The sequence below is a fragment of the Rhodanobacter terrae genome, from assembly GCF_042657005.1.
GTDB classification, from domain to species: Bacteria; Pseudomonadota; Gammaproteobacteria; order Xanthomonadales; family Rhodanobacteraceae; genus Rhodanobacter; species Rhodanobacter terrae.
This window is the reverse complement of record NZ_JBHSNG010000007.1, coordinates 90,080-104,912: the sequence shown is the minus strand read 5'-3', so window position 1 is coordinate 104,912 and position 14,833 is coordinate 90,080. Positions and strand designations below refer to the sequence as shown.

The following is a 14,833-nucleotide window of genomic DNA, read 5'->3' as shown; positions in this document are numbered from 1 at the left end:
CACGCTCCCTGCCACTGCAGAAAAACCATGTCCGCCATCACCCAACCCCACGAAGAACCTCTGCAGCAGCGCCTGGAGGCCGCGATGGCCCAGGTCAACCGCGTGCTGCTGGGCAAGCCGCGCCAGGTGAAACTCGCGTTCACCTGCCTGATCGCCGGCGGGCATCTGCTGCTGGAAGACGTGCCTGGCGTGGGCAAGACCACGCTGGCGCACGCACTGGCAGCCACCTTCGCGCTGGAGTTCCAGCGCGTGCAGTTCACCAGCGACCTGCTGCCGTCGGACATCATCGGCGTCAGCGTGTACGAGCGCGAGACTGGCCAGTTCCGCTTTCATCCCGGCCCGATCTTCACCGGCCTGCTGCTGGCTGACGAGATCAACCGCGCCAGTCCGAAGACACAGAGCGCGCTGCTGGAAGCGATGGCCGAAGATCAGGTCACCATCGACGGCCAGACGCATGCGCTGGCACAACCTTTCTTCGTCGTGGCCACCCAAAACCCGCTCGACCTCAACGGCACCTTCCCGCTGCCCGATTCGCAGCTCGACCGTTTCATGCTGCGACTGTCGCTGGACTATCCGGATGCCGCCGCCGAACGTGCCCTGCTCACCGGCAGCGATCGCCGCGACCTGCTGGCGCAACTGAATCCCCAGCTCGATGGCAATGCGTTGATCGGACTGCACCGGCGGGCGCAGGCGATCACCGCCAGCGCGGCCCTGCTCGACTATCTGCAGGCCTTGCTCGCCGCCAGCCGCCGCCATGCCGACATCCGCGTGGGCTTGTCGCCGCGCGCCGGCCTGGCCCTGCTGGGCGCTGCACGCGCGTGGGCGCTGCTGTCCGGGCGCAGCCATGTGCTGCCGGAAGACATCCAGGCGCTGTTCGTGCCATTGGCTGCGCACCGCCTGCTGCCGGCACGCGGCGTCAACGGCGATACGCTGGCGCGACAGCTGCTGGCCGAGGTCGCGGTGGATTGATGCGCGACCCGCTGCAGCGCTTCCAGCAATGGGCCGAACGGCGGCTGCCGGCGCTTACCCGCTATCGCCGGCCCGAGAGCCTGCCGATCGAACTGCATCGGCGACGCATCTATATCGTGCCCAGCGGCTTCGGCATCGGCTTCTCGGTGCTGCTGCTGGTGATGCTGGTCGGCGCGCTGAATTACGCCAACAACGCCGCGTTGCTGCTCACCTGCCTGCTCGGCGCAGCCAGCGCGGCGAGCATGCTGGTGGCGTTTCGCAGTCTGGACGGTTTGCGCCTGAGCCACATCCGCGCCGGTCACGCCGTCGCCGGCCAAGCCATCGAACTCACCCTGGCCTTCGATTCCGGCCGCCTGCGCAACGCGATCCGGCTCGACCTGGGCGGCGACACCGTCGCGTTCGCGATCGATGCCAACACCACCACCCAGGTGAAGCTCGCCTTGCCCACCACGCAACGCGGCTGGCAGCCACTGCCGCGGCTGCGCCTGTGGAGCACCTGGCCGCTGGGCCTGTTTCGCGTATGGAGCTGGCTGCATCCCGATCAATCGGTACTGGTGTGGCCGCGACCGGAAGTCGCCGGGCCTTCGCCGCACGCGCCTGCCGATGACGCGCGCCACATGCGTCTGCATCGCGGCGACGAGCTGGCCGCATTGCGCGACTACCGGGCGGGCGATCCGCAACGGCATATCGCCTGGAAGGCCAGCGCCCGTCACGACCATCTGCTGGTGAAGGATTTCGAACAGCCGCAGAGCCGTCCGCAATGGCAGCTGGACTGGCGCCAACTGAGTGCGCTGGACAACGAGGCACGCATCGCCCGCCTCGCACGCTGGTTGAACGAGGCGCAGGCCCAGCGTTGCAGCTACAGCCTGTGGCTGCCCGGCGACGAAATCGCCAGCAACAGCGGTCCGCTGCATTACGCGCGCTGCATGAGCGCGCTGGCGCAGCTGCCGTGAGGTCGCCGGCGTCGCGCAGGAAAGCGGTCGAGCCGCCGATCGACCTGCGTGCGTTCGATCTGCTCAGCCTGACCATGGCCCTGGTACTGGGGCTGCATGCGCCGCACCTGCCCTGGTGGCTCAGCATGGCGCTGGCGCTGACGCTCGGCTGGCGCTGGTGGCAGCGGCGTCGGCAAGCCGGCCGCGTACCGCGCTGGCTCAAGCTGCCGCTGCTGGCTTTGCTGACGCAGGCGGTGATCGTCCAGTACGGCAGCATCTTCGGCCGTGAGCCGGGCAGCGCGCTGGCCGTCGGCCTGCTGATCCTGAAACTGCTGGAGACCGAGACCGCCCGCGATGCCCGCGTCGGCAGCAGCTTCGCCTGCTTCGGATTGATGACGGCGCTGTTGTTCGATCAAGGGCTGCTCGCCACCATCGTGGTCGCGCTGGGCCTGCTGCCGGCACTGGCGACTTTACGCGCGCTGGAACCGGGACAGGCACCCACCAGCCTGGCGCGCGGCCTGCTGCCGGGGCTGGCCTTGTCGGCGGCGGCGCTGCCGCTGGCGCTGCTGGCGTTCCTGCTGGTGCCGCGATTGAGCTCACCGTTGTGGGGTGCGCCTTCGCCGGGACCGGCGCGCACCGGTCTCAGCAACAGCATGTCGCCAGGCAACTTCACCGACCTGCTCACCGACGACCATCCGGCCATGCGTGTCAGCTTCGACGGCGCACCGCCGCCGGCGAACCTGCGCTATTTCCGTGCCTATGTGATGTGGAATTTCGACGGCCGCAGCTGGCGATATCGCGATGCCCGGTATGCCGTGCCACGGGAACCGGCAACGCTGGAAGCCGACGGCGCCATCCAGTACCGGATCAGCCTGCAGCCGACCCATCAGCGCGTGCTGCCCACCCTGGACATGCCGCTGCAGGCACCGGCGCAGGCCAGTCTGCAGGCCGACCGCGAAGTGCTGGCCGACAAGCCGGTGAATGACGAACTCAGCTATTCCGCACGATCCGCATTGCGTTACCGGCTGCAATCCACACTGGACGAACGTTCGCGCCACCGCGGCCTGCAACTGCCTGCGGGTTTCAATCCGCGCACGCGGGCGCTGGCCGCACAATGGCGGCAGCGCTACGGCGACGACGATGCCGCGATCGTGCAGGCCGCGCTCACTCTGTTTCACGATGGCGGCTTCCGCTACACCCTGGCGCCGGCGCCGCTGGGGCGCGATTCGGTGGACGACTTCCTGTTCGATACCCATGAGGGTTTCTGCGAACACTATTCGTCGGCGTTCACCGTGCTGATGCGCGCCGCCGGAATCCCCTCGCGGGTAGTCACCGGCTATCAAGGCGGCTACTGGAACAAGTTCGGCCAGTACCTGCTGGTGCGTTATTCCGATGCGCATGCATGGAGCGAGGTGTGGCTTGCCGGCCGCGGCTGGGTGCGGATCGACCCCACGGGTGCGGTACGGCCGGAACGAGTCTCGCTGGGAGCCGCTGCCGCCGCGGGCGATCAATTGCCGTGGTATCGCAACGACTGGCTGCAAGGTCTGCGCAATCGCTGGGACATCGTCAACCACTGGTGGGACCAAGGCGTTATCGGTTTCGACGCTTTGCGCCAGCGTGGTCTGCTGACGCCTTTCGGCGTCCGCGATACCGATACCGCGACGCTGGGCGTACTGCTGGCGATCAGCAGCGTGCTGTTCATAGCGATCGGGCTGGCGTGGACTTTGTTGCGTCGATGGCCACGCGATCCTTTGCAAGACGCGCTGCGCGAACTGGAACGAAAACTTGCACGTGCGGGCGTTGCGCGCGGGCTCGCCGAAGGTCCGCAGCACTACCTGAGCCGGGCCGCGCGTGCGTTGCCCGGGCAGCGCGACGAACTAGCGAGGTTGATGAGCTGTTACCTGGAATTGCGTTACGCCCATGACGAACCGCCGCCTGAATCATTACGCACGTTTCAACGCGCCATGCGGGATTTTCGGGTCGTCAACGTGGTCAAATAAGAGCAGACGCGACGGCGCATGCCGTAGCCCAAGACGGAGATATCCCATGTCCCTGTACCGCCCCCTCACCCTCGCCGCGGCCATCGCCTTGTTGGCCGGTTGCGCGACGATCCCCAAACCGCTGGAAGGCACCTATACCGACGTCTCCACCGCCAGCGCCCAGCAAGGCGGCGCCGGTGGCACCCGCGTGCGCTGGGGCGGCGAGATCATCAAGACCGAGCCGGGTCCGCAACAGACCTGCTTCTATCTGCTTGCGCGCCCGCTGGACAGCCAGGCGCGCCCGCAAGCGGGCAACGCCGGCGCAAACCAGGGCCGCTTCGTCGCCTGCCGCGACGGCTTCTACGATCCGGAAGTCTTCACCCGCGGACGCGAGCTCACCGTAACCGGCACGCTGCACGGCACCGTGTCGCAGAAGGTCGGCGAGTTCGACTACGCCTACCCGCGGGTGGAAGCCGACGTCGTCTACCTGTGGCCGAAACGCCCGATCGTGGTGGACTATCCGCCCGGCTTCTATGACCCGTTCTGGGGTCCGGGCTTCGGTCCGTACTGGGGCTCCCCGTACTGGGGTGCATGGGGCCCCGGATATTGGGGCGGCCCGCGACGGGTAATCATTGTGCGGCAGCCGCCACCGCCGCCACCGAAGTAATACCCGCACATGAAAACGCCGGCATCACGCCGGCGCTTTCATGTGCGGGTGGCGCATTCAGCCCGGCGGCCAATGCATGCGCCGGCCGGCCAGCAAATGCACGTGCAGATGGAACACGGTCTGTCCGCCATTTTCGTTGCAGTTGATCACCGTGCGATAACCCTGCTCGGCAAAACCTTCCTGCTTCGCGTAGTCCGCGGTGGCCAGCAGCAGATGGCCAAGCAATTCCGCGTCGCTCGCGGTCGCTTCATTGAGCGTTGCCAGCGAGCGCTTCGGCACGAACAGCACGTGCACCGGCGCCTGCGGATTGAGGTCGCGAAACGCCAGCACCTCGTCGTTCTCGTAGACGATAACGGCCGGAATCTCGCGGCGGATGATCTTGCTGAAAATGGTATCGCTCATTCGCCTGTTCCTCTGTTGTTTCAATCAAGCAGCTGGCGACTGCCGAATGCATGCGCCAAGGTGCTGCGATCGACGTATTCCAGTTCGCCGCCCAGCGGCACGCCGTGCGCCAGTCGGGTCGGCCGCACGCCGCCAGCGCGGGCCAGCTGGGCCAGATAATGCGCGGTCGCTTCGCCTTCCACCGTGGGATTGGTGGCGATGATCATTTCCTCGATCTCGCCTTCGCCCAGACGCTGGGTCAGCTGTGCCAGCCCCAGCTCTTCCGGCCCCAGCCCGTCCAGCGGCGACAACCGCCCCATCAGCACGAAATACTGGCCGCGATAGCCGGTGGCCTGTTCGATCGCCGCCAGATCGGTCGGCGATTCGACCACGCACAACACCTGGCGGTCGCGACTGCTGCTGGCGCACAACGAGCACAACGGCTCTTCGCTGAAATTGCGGCACTGGCTGCAATGGCCTATGCGCTGCATCGCCTGCTCCAGCACGGCAGCCAGCTTCAACCCGCGCTCCCGCTCACGTTCCAGCAAATGGAAGGCCATCCGCTGCGCACTCTTGCCGCCCACGCCGGGCAGGCAGCGCAGGGCGTCTATCAATTCGGCGAGAAGTGGCGAACCGCTCATTCTTGTCTCGATAGCGTGTGTGTGTACGTAGGAGCCCGCTGGCGGGCGATGCTCTTGCTCTGATGGTCGGCAAAACACAAGCTCTGATGTCTGGAGAGATTCAGAGCAAAAGCATCGCCCGCCAGCGGGCTCCTACACGGAATCCGTCAGAACGGCATCTTGAAGCCGGCCGGAAGATTCAGCCCGGCGGTAACGCCGCCGAGCTTGTTCTTGCTGAGCTCGGCCACCTTGTTCACCGCATCGTTGACCGCGGCGGCGACCAGGTCCTCGGCCATCTCCGGATCGTCGGCAAACGTCTGCCGGTCGATCTGCACGCGACGCACCTCATGCGCACCCGTCATCACCACGCTGACCAGGCCGCCGCCGGCACTGCCGGTGACTTCCAGCTTGGCGATTTCCTCCTGCGCACGTTTCATGTCTTCCTGCATGCGCTGGGCCTGCTGCATCAGCTGACCGATCTGTCCTCTCATCACACTGCTCCGGATTCATTGTCAAAAGGTTTGACGGACTGCGGCACGACGCGGGCGCCGAACTCGCGCTTCATCGCTTGAACGACCGGATCGTCGGCGATCGACTGCTCGGCCGCAGCCTGTGCCGCGTCGCGTACCTGCGCCGCACGCGCCGCCGGGGTTTCCGCTGCCGCGTCACTCTGGCCGTGACTGACGAAGCGCAGGCGAATGCGCTCGCCCAGCGCCTGCCCGATCCGTTCTTCCATCTGGCTGACCATCGGCTCCACCGCCAGACTCATGTGCGCCGGCTGCAACGCGAGCACCAGGGTCTGTCCGTCGCGCTCGCGCAGGACCGCGTTCTGCGCCAGCAGGCCGAACGGGCCGCGCAGTCCGGCACGCTCGATCAGGCTTTCCCAGTTCGGCAGGCCGCCGGCATCCCGCGCCACCGGTGCCACGGCAGGGGCTGCCGCCGGACTCGATGGCGGTTCCGCACGGGCTGGCGGCGCCGGGTCGGGTCGGCGTTCTGTCGCCGCAGCCGGGCGAGCCGTTGCGGCGGTCGATCGCGGTGACGGTGCCGCCGGCACAGGGCTGCCCACGGCCGGGCGTTCCGCACGTGCGCTTGGCGCGTCATCGCCGGGCCGGAATGCCAGCATCCGCAGCAACGCCATCTCGAAGCCGGTGCGCGCATCCGGGGCCAGTGCCAGGTCGCGGCGGCCCGAGGTGGCAATCTGGTAGTACAGCTGCACGTCCTCCGGCGTCATCCGTTCGGCCAGGGCAGCCAGCGCGTTGTCGTCGTCACCGTCTTCGTCCGGCCGATAACCGGGAATCAGCTGGATCAGCTGCAACCGGTGCAGCACGCTGGCGATATCGTCCAGCACGCCGCCGAAGTCCGGCGAGTACGAGGCGATCTGCGTGCATTCGGCCAGCAGCCGCTCGCCATCCCCGGAAGCCAGCGCATCGAGCACACCCAACACCTGCCCACGCGCCACGCTGCCAAGCATGGTGCGCACATCGTCCGCATGCAGCGCGCCGCCACCGTAGGCAATCGCCTGGTCGAGCAGCGACAGGCCGTCACGCAGGGAACCGTCCGCCGCACGGGCCAGCTCGCCGATCGCGCTGTCTTCGTAGGCAATGTTCTCGGCAGCAAGAATGTGCCGCATCTGGCCGGATATCTGTTCCGGCAGCAACCGCTTCAGGTTGAACTTCAGGCAACGCGACAGCACCGTCACGGGCAGCTTCTGCGGGTCGGTGGTGGCCAGCAGGAACTTCACGTGCGGCGGCGGCTCTTCCAGCGTTTTCAGCAACGCGTTGAAGGCATTCTTCGACAACATGTGCACCTCGTCGACCAGGTACACCTTGAAGCGGCCGCGCGACGGTGCGTACTGCGCGTTCTCGATCACTTCGCGCACGTCGTCCACGCCGGTGTTGCTGGCCGCATCGATTTCCAGCAGGTCGACAAAGCGGCCTTCATCCACCGCCGTACATACCGCGCACTCGCCGCAGGGGTCGGCCGACTGCCCACGCTCGCAATTCAGCGACTTGGCGAAGATGCGCGCGATCGTGGTCTTGCCGACGCCGCGGGTGCCGGTGAAAAGGTAGGCATGATGCATGCGCCCGGTATCGAGCGCATTGGTGAGCGCGCGTACGACATGTTCCTGCCCGACCAGCTCGGCGAACTTGCGCGGGCGCCACTTGCGGGCGAGTACCTGATAAGACATGCCTGATTACCTTGGGGCGAAGGTCGATTGTGCCAAGTCGGGCAGGGTTTCGGTAGGAGCGGCTTCAGCCGCGATCGGCCCGACGAGGACTGTGGCCCTGCCCGCGCGGGCTCGCCTAGAAAAGGCGGCGGCCCCGCCAGCCACACCCCGGCACCCGAATCATTCGCTACCGTTGCTTCCTTCCGGACCTGGCGGAGTTTGCGAACTATCGTCGCGGGGGGACCGACGGGGCCACCATAGACGTGGGCTGCTGAGCCCGGAAACTGATGTGGAACTGCAAGTTGGCGGAGAGAGCGGGATAGCTCGTCCCTTCCTGGGACTCGCCCTTCGCTTCCGCGAAGGGCCAGCCTACGGCTGTCCAAATTCGTTCCAGACGAATTTGTCGAACCCAACCTGCCTTGCGCGATTTCACTCACTGGCGGAGAGAGCGGGATTCGAACCCGCGATACGTTTTACCGTATACACACTTTCCAGGCGTGCTCCTTCAACCACTCGGACACCTCTCCGCATGGGTGAAACCGCCTTTGCCGGGCAAGTGACGCCCGGCAAAGAAGCGGAAGGATAACTGCAGGCCCCGATACAGGCAAGCAAATGGATGCGCGGTTCAGCCTGCGTCAGCCCGTGGCTTGGCCGGAACAGGTAACGCGATGCGCTCGTTTGCGCTGGCGATGCGGTAGCCGCGCGCGGCCAGCGCGGCGCCATCGGCCGCGCTGCCATAGTGGTACAGCAGCAATCTCGAACGCAGCGCGTCGGGATACTCACGCTCGACGTCGTCGATGCCGGTATGCGACGGGTTGCCGACCAGGCTGCAATCGTGCGCGATCACCTCGCTGCCGCCGGCGTAACGGGCGAGCGTCTCGGGGATCGGGCGGGTGTCGCCGGTGTAGACAAAACTGCCATCGAGCGCGAGGCCGTAGGAAGTACCCGGCACATGGTGCCGCGTGGCAAACACGTCGAACCACAGGCCGTCGAGCCAGAAACCGCGCGTGCACGGCAGCAGCCGGAATGCTTCCCAGAAATTCACGCCGCCTTCGGCCAGTGCGCCAGGATAGTCGGCCGCCCTCGCCTGCAGCCACGGCAGCAAACCGGCATGCACGAACACTTTGGTGCTCCCGCGCAGGCGCTGGTCGAACCACAGCCTGATGAACAGCTGCTCCAGCCCCGCCACGTGGTCCATGTGGGTATGCGTGATGAACAGCGCGCGCGGCAATGTGCCGTACGCGGCCACGTAACGATCCAGCGTGTCCGGCCCGCAATCGATCAGCAGCAGGGGTTCGTCGCCACGCTCGATCACCACGGCGGAAGAACCGAGCTCCACCGCATGCGCGGCGCCTACGCCGAGAAAATGCAGATGCCAGTTCATGCGTCCAAGGTCCGCTGGTAACGATAAAGCAGGGGCTGCCAGATGGTTTCCTCGAACGCCGCCTCGCCCCCGCTGGCAGCACCGAGCTTGCACAGCGAACGGCGCAACCGCCGCAGATTGGCCTGCTGCCACGCGGTTGCCGGCGTGCGCACGCGACCGCGATCGAAGTCGATCAGATACAACTCGTCCGACGTCACCAGCACGTTGTGCGCATTCAGGTCCGCATGCCAGATACCGGCACGGTGAAAGCGCGCGACCAAGGCACCCACTTCCTCCGCCAGCTCGCCATCCAGGCGCTCTGCGGCGAGACGCTCGGCCAACGTCTGCGCGTCGGCGATACGGCGTGTGATCAGGTCGGCGCTATAGAGCAGGCCGCGGCGGCAATAGCGTGCAGCCACCACCGCAGGTCCCGGCAGGCCAAGCCGAGTGATCTCGGCCAGCAGACGGAACTCCTTGAAGGGACGGGTCCTATCCGCACCCGTCCACAGGTAGCGGTCGCCCATCAAGGCCGCGACCAGGCCGCCGCGACGGTAGTGCCGCAACACGCATTCGCCCACCGGCGCCGCAACGATGGCCACGCCGCCGCGACCACCGGCCTGAGTGTGCAGCGCGCCCTGCGCACGCCAATAGTCCGGCGCAAACCAGCCGTGCCCGACTTGTGGCGACACCGCCGCGTCGAACAGAATCGCGCCTTCGGCATCCTTGTAGGTTCGTTCCTGCATCATCATGCCCGGTGACTGCCCTCGATTCTAACCCAGACCCCATGACCCCGAACCCGACGACTGCCGCCGCCTCGATCTGCCTGCTGCGCACCTCCGCCATCGGCGACGTCACCCACGTGGTGCCGCTGGTGCGCACGCTGCAGCAGGCGTGGCCGCACGTCGCGCTGACGTGGGTCGTGGGCAAGCTGGAACGCAAGCTGGTCGGCGACCTGCCCGGCGTGGAGTTCGTCACGTTCGACAAGACCGCGGGTTGGGCCGGCATGCGCGCCGTGCATGCGGCGCTGCGCGGGCGACGCTTCGATGCATTGTTGCAGATGCAGGTGGCCATGCGTTCCAATCTGCTGAGCCTGGGTATCAAGGCCGACCGGCGGATCGGCTACGACCGAGCACGGGCGAAGGATCTGCACGGCCTGGTCATCAACGAGCGCATTCCGGCGCGCAACGGCGAGCACGTACTGGAAGCGATCGGCAGCTTCTGCGAACCGCTCGGACTGAAGCAGACGCAGGTGCGCTGGGACATTCCGATCCCCGAGGAAGCATGCCTCTGGGCCTCCGAACAGCTGCCCGGCGACACGCCGACCCTGCTGGTCAGCCCCACTTCCAGCCATGCGCTCCGCAACTGGCGGCCGGAGCGCTACGCGGCCGTGATGGATCATGTTGCCGCACGCGGCTGGCGGGTGGTGCTGACCGGCGGTCCTTCCGCTGGCGAACGCACGATGGCCGATGCCGTACTGATGGCCTGCCGGCGCAAACCGCTCGACCTTACCGGCAAGGACACGTTGAAGAAATTGATGGCCTTGTTCGGTCGCGCGCAACTGCTGCTCACACCGGATTCGGGCCCGATGCACATGGCCAATACGGTCGGCACCAAGGTGCTGGGCCTGCACGCGGCCAGCAATCCGGATCGCTCCGGTCCCTACTCCGATCGGCGCTGGTGTGTGAACAAGTACGACGAGGCGGCACGAAAGTATCTGGGCAAGCCGGCCAGCGAAATTCCCTGGGGCAGCAAGATCGAGAAGCCGGGCGTGATGGACCTGATCGGTATCGACGAGGTGATCGAACGCTACGAAGCCGCTGCGCGCGACATGAAACTCCTGTAGGAGCCCGCTGGCGGGCGATGCTGTTGCTCTGATGGTTGGGAGATCCAAAACAAAAGCAACAGCATCGCCCGCCAGCGGGCTCCTACACGAAAGAATTACACCGCGCGGTAATCCTGGTACGACTTTTCCTCGACCAGCTGCGAGCCGAGTTTGAGGTTGATTTCGCGCTTGAACGCCGCGCGCTCGTCGTTGCGGAAATACACCGCGCGGGCCAGCTCGATGAACTCCTGGTCGAACGCCTGCGCACGCTCCTTCAGCCGAATCTTGTCCTCGATGTCCCACAGCAGTTCGTTCACCGCCAGCAGGCGCGCGCGCTCTTCGGCGATGTCGGTATGCGAGGCCGCGTCGTTGGCCCAGGTCGCGTTGAGCAGGTCCAGCTCGTTGCGCACATTGGCCAGCTTGGCCTCGTCGCCGATGCGCCGCGACTTGATTTCGAGGATGGTGATCTTGTCGATCAGCTCGCCGTAGGAAACCGGGGTCTGGATCAGGCTCATGGACTTGTTTCCTTCAGGAATGATGGTCAGGCAGCGGAACGAAAGGCGCCTTGCTGCACCAGGGCGCAGACCGTGCGCACATCGCCGTCCATAGGGCGGTCGCGATGCATGAAGGCGATGTGCTGGCGCAGGATCGCATGGGCATCGCGCACGCTGGCCCCGGCATGGAAATCGCCGGCACCGGCCAGCGCCGCGCAGAGCTGTTGCACTTCGGCGACGAACTGCGCGTAATGCGGCTGGTCCTCGCGCGGGGCGTTGCTGATCTTGGCGGCCAGCGCCTGCCAGCCGCCGCGGCTGGCCAGCCGGCACGCGGCGTTCAACATCGTCTGGCGATAGTCCAGCGCCTGTGCCGCGGTGTACAGCTCCAGCGCCAGCACGTGACTTAGATCCTCGGTCATTTCCAGCACGTGGCGCGCCTCGTTCGCCCCCATCGATACGTGATCTTCCGCATTCGCGCTGGTCGGCACCGAGTACACGCTGGCCGGATGCGCACGCGTGGCCAGGTCGTTGACCAGCGCCGCGGCGGTGTACTGCACGATCATGAAACCGGAGTCGGTGCCGTCCTCGTTGCCGGTGAGGAACGCCGGCAGACCGTCGTTCGTCGCCGGATCGACCAGCTTGGCGAGACGGCGCTCCGAAATCGAGGCCAGTACCGGGATCGCCGCCTTCACGTAGCTCATCGCCAGCGCCAGCGGCATGCCGTGGAAATGGCCGGCCGAGATCACCCTTTCTTCGATGGGTACGTTCTCGATGGACTGCGCGTCGTCGTTGTCCGGGAAGATCAGCGGGTTGTCGGTGACCGAATTCAGTTCGATGTCGAACACCCGGCACGCCTGCGCCCAGGCATCGCGCACCGCGCCATGGACCTGCGGCATGCAGCGCAAACTGTAGGCGTCCTGCGGCTGGTGTTTCTTGCCTCCCTTGAACGGCAGGAAACGGCTGTAGAACGCCTCGCGGCCATGCCGCTGGTTGGCCGGCACCCAGTCCCAGCCGATGTCGAAGCTGAGCGCCTGATCGTCCGGCTCGCTCCACGCTTCGGCGCTCCACGACTTGAAGCGCGGCACCAGGTGGTACGGAATGTCGATCAAGTTGGACTCGGCCAGCAGCTCGCGCACGTGCGCCGCGGTTTCGACCTGGCCAGGGTGCGGACGCAGTGCATGCACTTCCGGCCGCAGCGCACCGCTGCGGCCGGCGAACGCGTCCAGCGTCATCGACGCGGCCAGGTCGGCGGTATCCAGCAACTGCTCCAGCGTGTCCAGCGCCAGTACGCCCGTCGCCAGCATCTGTGCGGTGCCGTTATTGAGCGCCAGGCCTTCCTTGAACGACAGCCGGATCGGCGTCAGTCCCGCTCGCTCCAGCGCTCGCGCACCCGGCAAGCGCTCGCCATGGTAGAACGCTTCGCCGCCGCCGAGCAGCACGATCGCCAGATGCGACAGCGGTGCGAGATCGCCGCTGGCACCGACCGAACCCTTCTCCGGCACCACCGGCACCACGCCGGCGTTGAGCATCGCGGTCAAGGCTTCGAGCGTACTCACGCGGATGCCGGAATGGCCACGCATCAGCGTATTGATGCGGATCAGCAACATCGCCCGCACCACGTCCTCGCCGAACGGCTTACCCACGCACACGGCGTGGGTGATGATCAGGTTGTGCTGCAGTTCTTCCAGCAGCGTGCCCTCGGGATTGTGGGGACCATCCTTGATCAGAGCAGCTCCCGGCAATTCGTCGCGCAGGCGATGCGCGCCCAGCAGCTTGTCGGCATTGCTGCCGAAGCCGGTGGTGACGCCATAGATGGGCTCGCCGCAGCTGACCTTCTCGGCCAGGAAGTCGGCGGCACGCTGCACGCGCTTTAATCCCGCAGGGTCCAGTGAAACCTTGTTGCCGTTGCGCGCCACCGCCACCAACTGGGCGCGGGTGAGGCTATTGCCGTCGAGAACGATGGTGCCTAATTTGCTCACTGCTGCCTCACTGAAGAATGTCGTCTAGCCCCTGATCGCCGAGCCACAGGTTCAGCCCATCGCCGCGGCTTGTTCCAGCTCCACTCGCAAGGCCTTGATCAGTTCGCTGCGCGCTACCTCGAACTGGTCCTCGCGGCGCAGATCCTTCACCGTCACCACGCCCTTGGCGATCTCGTCCTCGCCCAGCACGATCACGAAGCGGATGCCCGCGCGGTCGGCATATTTGAACTGCTTGCCGAGCTTGCTGCCTTCCAGCACCACCTCGGTGGCGATGCCGGCGCCGCGCAACTCGCCGGCCAGCGCGAGATAGGCCGGCAGCTGCGCCGCGTCCATCTGGGTCACCAGTACATCGACGGTGCTGGTCGCGGTATTGATCAAGCCGGCATCGCGCAGCTGCCAGTAAAGGCGCGTGAGCCCGATCGAGATGCCGACGCCGGGCAGCTGCGACTTGGTGTACTGGCTGGCCAGGTTTTCGTAGCGTCCGCCCGAGCAGATCGAGCCGATCTGGGGGTGATCGTTCAAGGTCGTTTCGTAGACCGTACCGGTGTAGTAGTCGAGGCCGCGCGCGATCGAGAGGTTCAGCGCGACATGCGTCTCCGGCACACCGAATGCGTGGATCAGGTCCAGCACTTCCTTCAGTTCCGCGCGTCCCTGCTCCATCGCCGCCGGACCGGCGCCCAGCGCATCGAGCTTGGCGTGGGCATCCTGCAGCGAGGTCGAGCGCACCTGCACGAAGGCGAGGATCTTCTGCGCCACTTCGGCACTCAAGCCGAACGTTTCGCCGGTGAGCGTGTCGCGCACGTAATCTGCGCCGCGCTTGTCCAGCTTGTCCACTTCGCGCAGCACCAGCATCTGCTGCTCGTCGTCGACAATGCCCAGCCTCTCGAAATAGCCGCGCATCAGCTTGCGGTTGTTGAGGTGGATGGTGAAGGCGCCGATGTTGAGTTCGCGGAACACGCTGTAGATCACCGCCGGGATCTCGGCGTCGTAACGCACCGACAGCGCATCCTTGCCGATCACGTCGATGTCGCACTGGTAGAACTCGCGGAAACGGCCGCGCTGCGCGCGCTCGCCGCGATACACCCGCTGCATCTGGTAGCGGCGGAACGGAAAGCTCAGTTCGCGCTCATGCTCGGCGACGTAGCGCGCCAGCGGCACGGTGAGATCGAAGCGCAGCGCCAGCTCGGGCACGCCCTCGTCGGCCTTGCCGGCGTTCAGCGCGCCGGTGGACTGCACGAAATACACCTGCCGCTCGGTCTCGCCACCGGTCTTGGTCAGCAGCACGTCGGAGTATTCGATCACCGGCGTCTCGATCGGCAGGAAGCCGAAACGCTCGTAGTTGCGACGGATCACGTCGAGCATGCGCTGGAACGCGATCTGGTCGAGCGGCAGCAGCTCGAGCACGCCTGGCATGGTGCGGGCCGGGGTAAGCGCCATGAAATCCTCTACTGACGATGGGG

General features: G+C 66.1%; 14 protein-coding genes, 1 tRNA gene and 1 other RNA gene. 5 read left to right on the top strand and 11 right to left on the bottom strand.

Features of this window, described 5'->3' with window-relative positions:
* The first annotated feature begins 27 nt into the window (after positions 1-27).
* The 4 genes from ACFPPB_RS09025 to ACFPPB_RS09010 are packed head-to-tail and all read left to right on the top strand — an operon-like array spanning position 28 to position 4,547.
* The gene (locus ACFPPB_RS09025) at positions 28-969 is read left to right on the top strand and encodes an AAA family ATPase (RefSeq protein WP_377326435.1); all 942 of its coding nucleotides are present in this window, start codon (positions 28-30) and stop codon (positions 967-969) included.
* The gene (locus ACFPPB_RS09020) at positions 969-1,922 is read left to right on the top strand and encodes a DUF58 domain-containing protein (protein ID WP_377326434.1); all 954 of its coding nucleotides are present in this window, start codon (positions 969-971) and stop codon (positions 1,920-1,922) included. Before ACFPPB_RS09025 ends, ACFPPB_RS09020 begins: the two co-directional genes overlap by 1 nt.
* Positions 1,919-3,901 carry a transglutaminase TgpA family protein gene (locus ACFPPB_RS09015; RefSeq protein WP_377326433.1) on the top strand — a complete coding sequence of 661 codons (1,983 nt, stop codon included), beginning with the start codon at positions 1,919-1,921 and terminating at the stop codon, positions 3,899-3,901. The genes ACFPPB_RS09020 and ACFPPB_RS09015 overlap by 4 nt, the downstream gene beginning before the upstream one ends.
* Before the next feature lie 46 nt (positions 3,902-3,947).
* Positions 3,948-4,547: a Slp family lipoprotein gene (locus tag ACFPPB_RS09010; RefSeq protein ID WP_377326432.1), complete on the top strand. Its 600-nt coding sequence runs from the start codon at positions 3,948-3,950 to the stop codon at positions 4,545-4,547.
* 57 nt (positions 4,548-4,604) lie between these two features.
* Here ACFPPB_RS09010 and ACFPPB_RS09005 read toward each other — a convergent pair whose 3' ends face one another.
* The 8 genes from ACFPPB_RS09005 to ACFPPB_RS08970 form a co-directional block, all read right to left on the bottom strand.
* Positions 4,605-4,949: a histidine triad nucleotide-binding protein gene (locus tag ACFPPB_RS09005; protein ID WP_377326431.1), complete on the bottom strand. Its 345-nt coding sequence runs from the start codon at positions 4,947-4,949 to the stop codon at positions 4,605-4,607.
* 20 nt (positions 4,950-4,969) lie between these two features.
* Complete coding sequence (gene recR, locus ACFPPB_RS09000) at positions 4,970-5,569, bottom strand: recombination mediator RecR (RefSeq protein WP_377326430.1); 600 nt, start codon at positions 5,567-5,569, stop codon at positions 4,970-4,972.
* 146 nt (positions 5,570-5,715) lie between these two features.
* Complete coding sequence (locus ACFPPB_RS08995; protein ID WP_072760871.1) at positions 5,716-6,039, bottom strand: YbaB/EbfC family nucleoid-associated protein; 324 nt, start codon at positions 6,037-6,039, stop codon at positions 5,716-5,718.
* Entirely contained in the window at positions 6,039-7,736 is a 1,698-nt protein-coding gene (gene dnaX / locus ACFPPB_RS08990) for a DNA polymerase III subunit gamma/tau (protein WP_377326429.1), read from the bottom strand. The genes ACFPPB_RS08995 and dnaX overlap by 1 nt, the downstream gene beginning before the upstream one ends.
* A gap of 131 nt (positions 7,737-7,867) precedes the next feature.
* Positions 7,868-7,964, bottom strand: an RNA gene (gene ffs, locus ACFPPB_RS08985) — signal recognition particle sRNA small type.
* A gap of 188 nt (positions 7,965-8,152) precedes the next feature.
* Positions 8,153-8,242 (bottom strand) — tRNA-Ser (locus ACFPPB_RS08980).
* 98 nt (positions 8,243-8,340) lie between these two features.
* Positions 8,341-9,099 (bottom strand): MBL fold metallo-hydrolase, encoded by a 759-nt coding sequence (locus ACFPPB_RS08975; RefSeq protein ID WP_377326428.1) that lies wholly within the window; start codon positions 9,097-9,099, stop codon positions 8,341-8,343.
* Complete coding sequence (locus ACFPPB_RS08970) at positions 9,096-9,827, bottom strand: 3-deoxy-D-manno-octulosonic acid kinase (protein ID WP_377326427.1); 732 nt, start codon at positions 9,825-9,827, stop codon at positions 9,096-9,098. The genes ACFPPB_RS08975 and ACFPPB_RS08970 overlap by 4 nt, the downstream gene beginning before the upstream one ends.
* A 35-nt stretch (positions 9,828-9,862) precedes the next feature.
* On the opposite strand from ACFPPB_RS08970, the gene ACFPPB_RS08965 reads away from it, so the two are divergent.
* A complete protein-coding gene (locus tag ACFPPB_RS08965; RefSeq protein ID WP_377326426.1) occupies positions 9,863-10,921 on the top strand; it encodes a glycosyltransferase family 9 protein in 1,059 nt (352 codons plus the stop codon).
* A gap of 95 nt (positions 10,922-11,016) precedes the next feature.
* On the opposite strand, the gene ACFPPB_RS08960 is transcribed toward ACFPPB_RS08965, so the two are convergent.
* The 3 genes from ACFPPB_RS08960 to hisS are packed head-to-tail and all read right to left on the bottom strand — an operon-like array spanning position 11,017 to position 14,810.
* Positions 11,017-11,415 carry a DUF6165 family protein gene (locus tag ACFPPB_RS08960; protein WP_377326425.1) on the bottom strand — a complete coding sequence of 133 codons (399 nt, stop codon included), beginning with the start codon at positions 11,413-11,415 and terminating at the stop codon, positions 11,017-11,019.
* A 26-nt stretch (positions 11,416-11,441) separates the two neighbouring features.
* The gene (locus tag ACFPPB_RS08955; RefSeq protein ID WP_377326424.1) at positions 11,442-13,373 is read right to left on the bottom strand and encodes an HAL/PAL/TAL family ammonia-lyase; all 1,932 of its coding nucleotides are present in this window, start codon (positions 13,371-13,373) and stop codon (positions 11,442-11,444) included.
* Positions 13,374-13,424: 51 nt separating this feature from the next.
* Positions 13,425-14,810: a histidine--tRNA ligase gene (hisS, locus tag ACFPPB_RS08950; protein ID WP_377326423.1), complete on the bottom strand. Its 1,386-nt coding sequence runs from the start codon at positions 14,808-14,810 to the stop codon at positions 13,425-13,427.
* Positions 14,811-14,833: the final 23 nt, after the last annotated feature.

Excerpts from the sequence above, each read along its gene's own strand:
- ACFPPB_RS09025 (WP_377326435.1), top strand. The coding sequence starts at position 28 with ATGTCCGCCATCACCCAACCCCACGAAGAACCTCTGCAGCAGCGCCTG.
- ACFPPB_RS09020 (WP_377326434.1), top strand. The coding sequence starts at position 969 with ATGCGCGACCCGCTGCAGCGCTTCCAGCAATGGGCCGAACGGCGGCTG.
- ACFPPB_RS09010 (WP_377326432.1), top strand. The coding sequence starts at position 3,948 with ATGTCCCTGTACCGCCCCCTCACCCTCGCCGCGGCCATCGCCTTGTTG.
- ACFPPB_RS09005 (WP_377326431.1), bottom strand. The coding sequence starts at position 4,949 with ATGAGCGATACCATTTTCAGCAAGATCATCCGCCGCGAGATTCCGGCC.
- recR (WP_377326430.1), bottom strand. The coding sequence starts at position 5,569 with ATGAGCGGTTCGCCACTTCTCGCCGAATTGATAGACGCCCTGCGCTGC.
- ACFPPB_RS08995 (WP_072760871.1), bottom strand. The coding sequence starts at position 6,039 with ATGAGAGGACAGATCGGTCAGCTGATGCAGCAGGCCCAGCGCATGCAG.
- dnaX (WP_377326429.1), bottom strand. The coding sequence starts at position 7,736 with ATGTCTTATCAGGTACTCGCCCGCAAGTGGCGCCCGCGCAAGTTCGCC.
- ACFPPB_RS08975 (WP_377326428.1), bottom strand. The coding sequence starts at position 9,099 with ATGAACTGGCATCTGCATTTTCTCGGCGTAGGCGCCGCGCATGCGGTG.
- ACFPPB_RS08970 (WP_377326427.1), bottom strand. The coding sequence starts at position 9,827 with ATGATGATGCAGGAACGAACCTACAAGGATGCCGAAGGCGCGATTCTG.
- ACFPPB_RS08965 (WP_377326426.1), top strand. The coding sequence starts at position 9,863 with ATGACCCCGAACCCGACGACTGCCGCCGCCTCGATCTGCCTGCTGCGC.
- ACFPPB_RS08960 (WP_377326425.1), bottom strand. The coding sequence starts at position 11,415 with ATGAGCCTGATCCAGACCCCGGTTTCCTACGGCGAGCTGATCGACAAG.
- hisS (WP_377326423.1), bottom strand. The coding sequence starts at position 14,810 with ATGGCGCTTACCCCGGCCCGCACCATGCCAGGCGTGCTCGAGCTGCTG.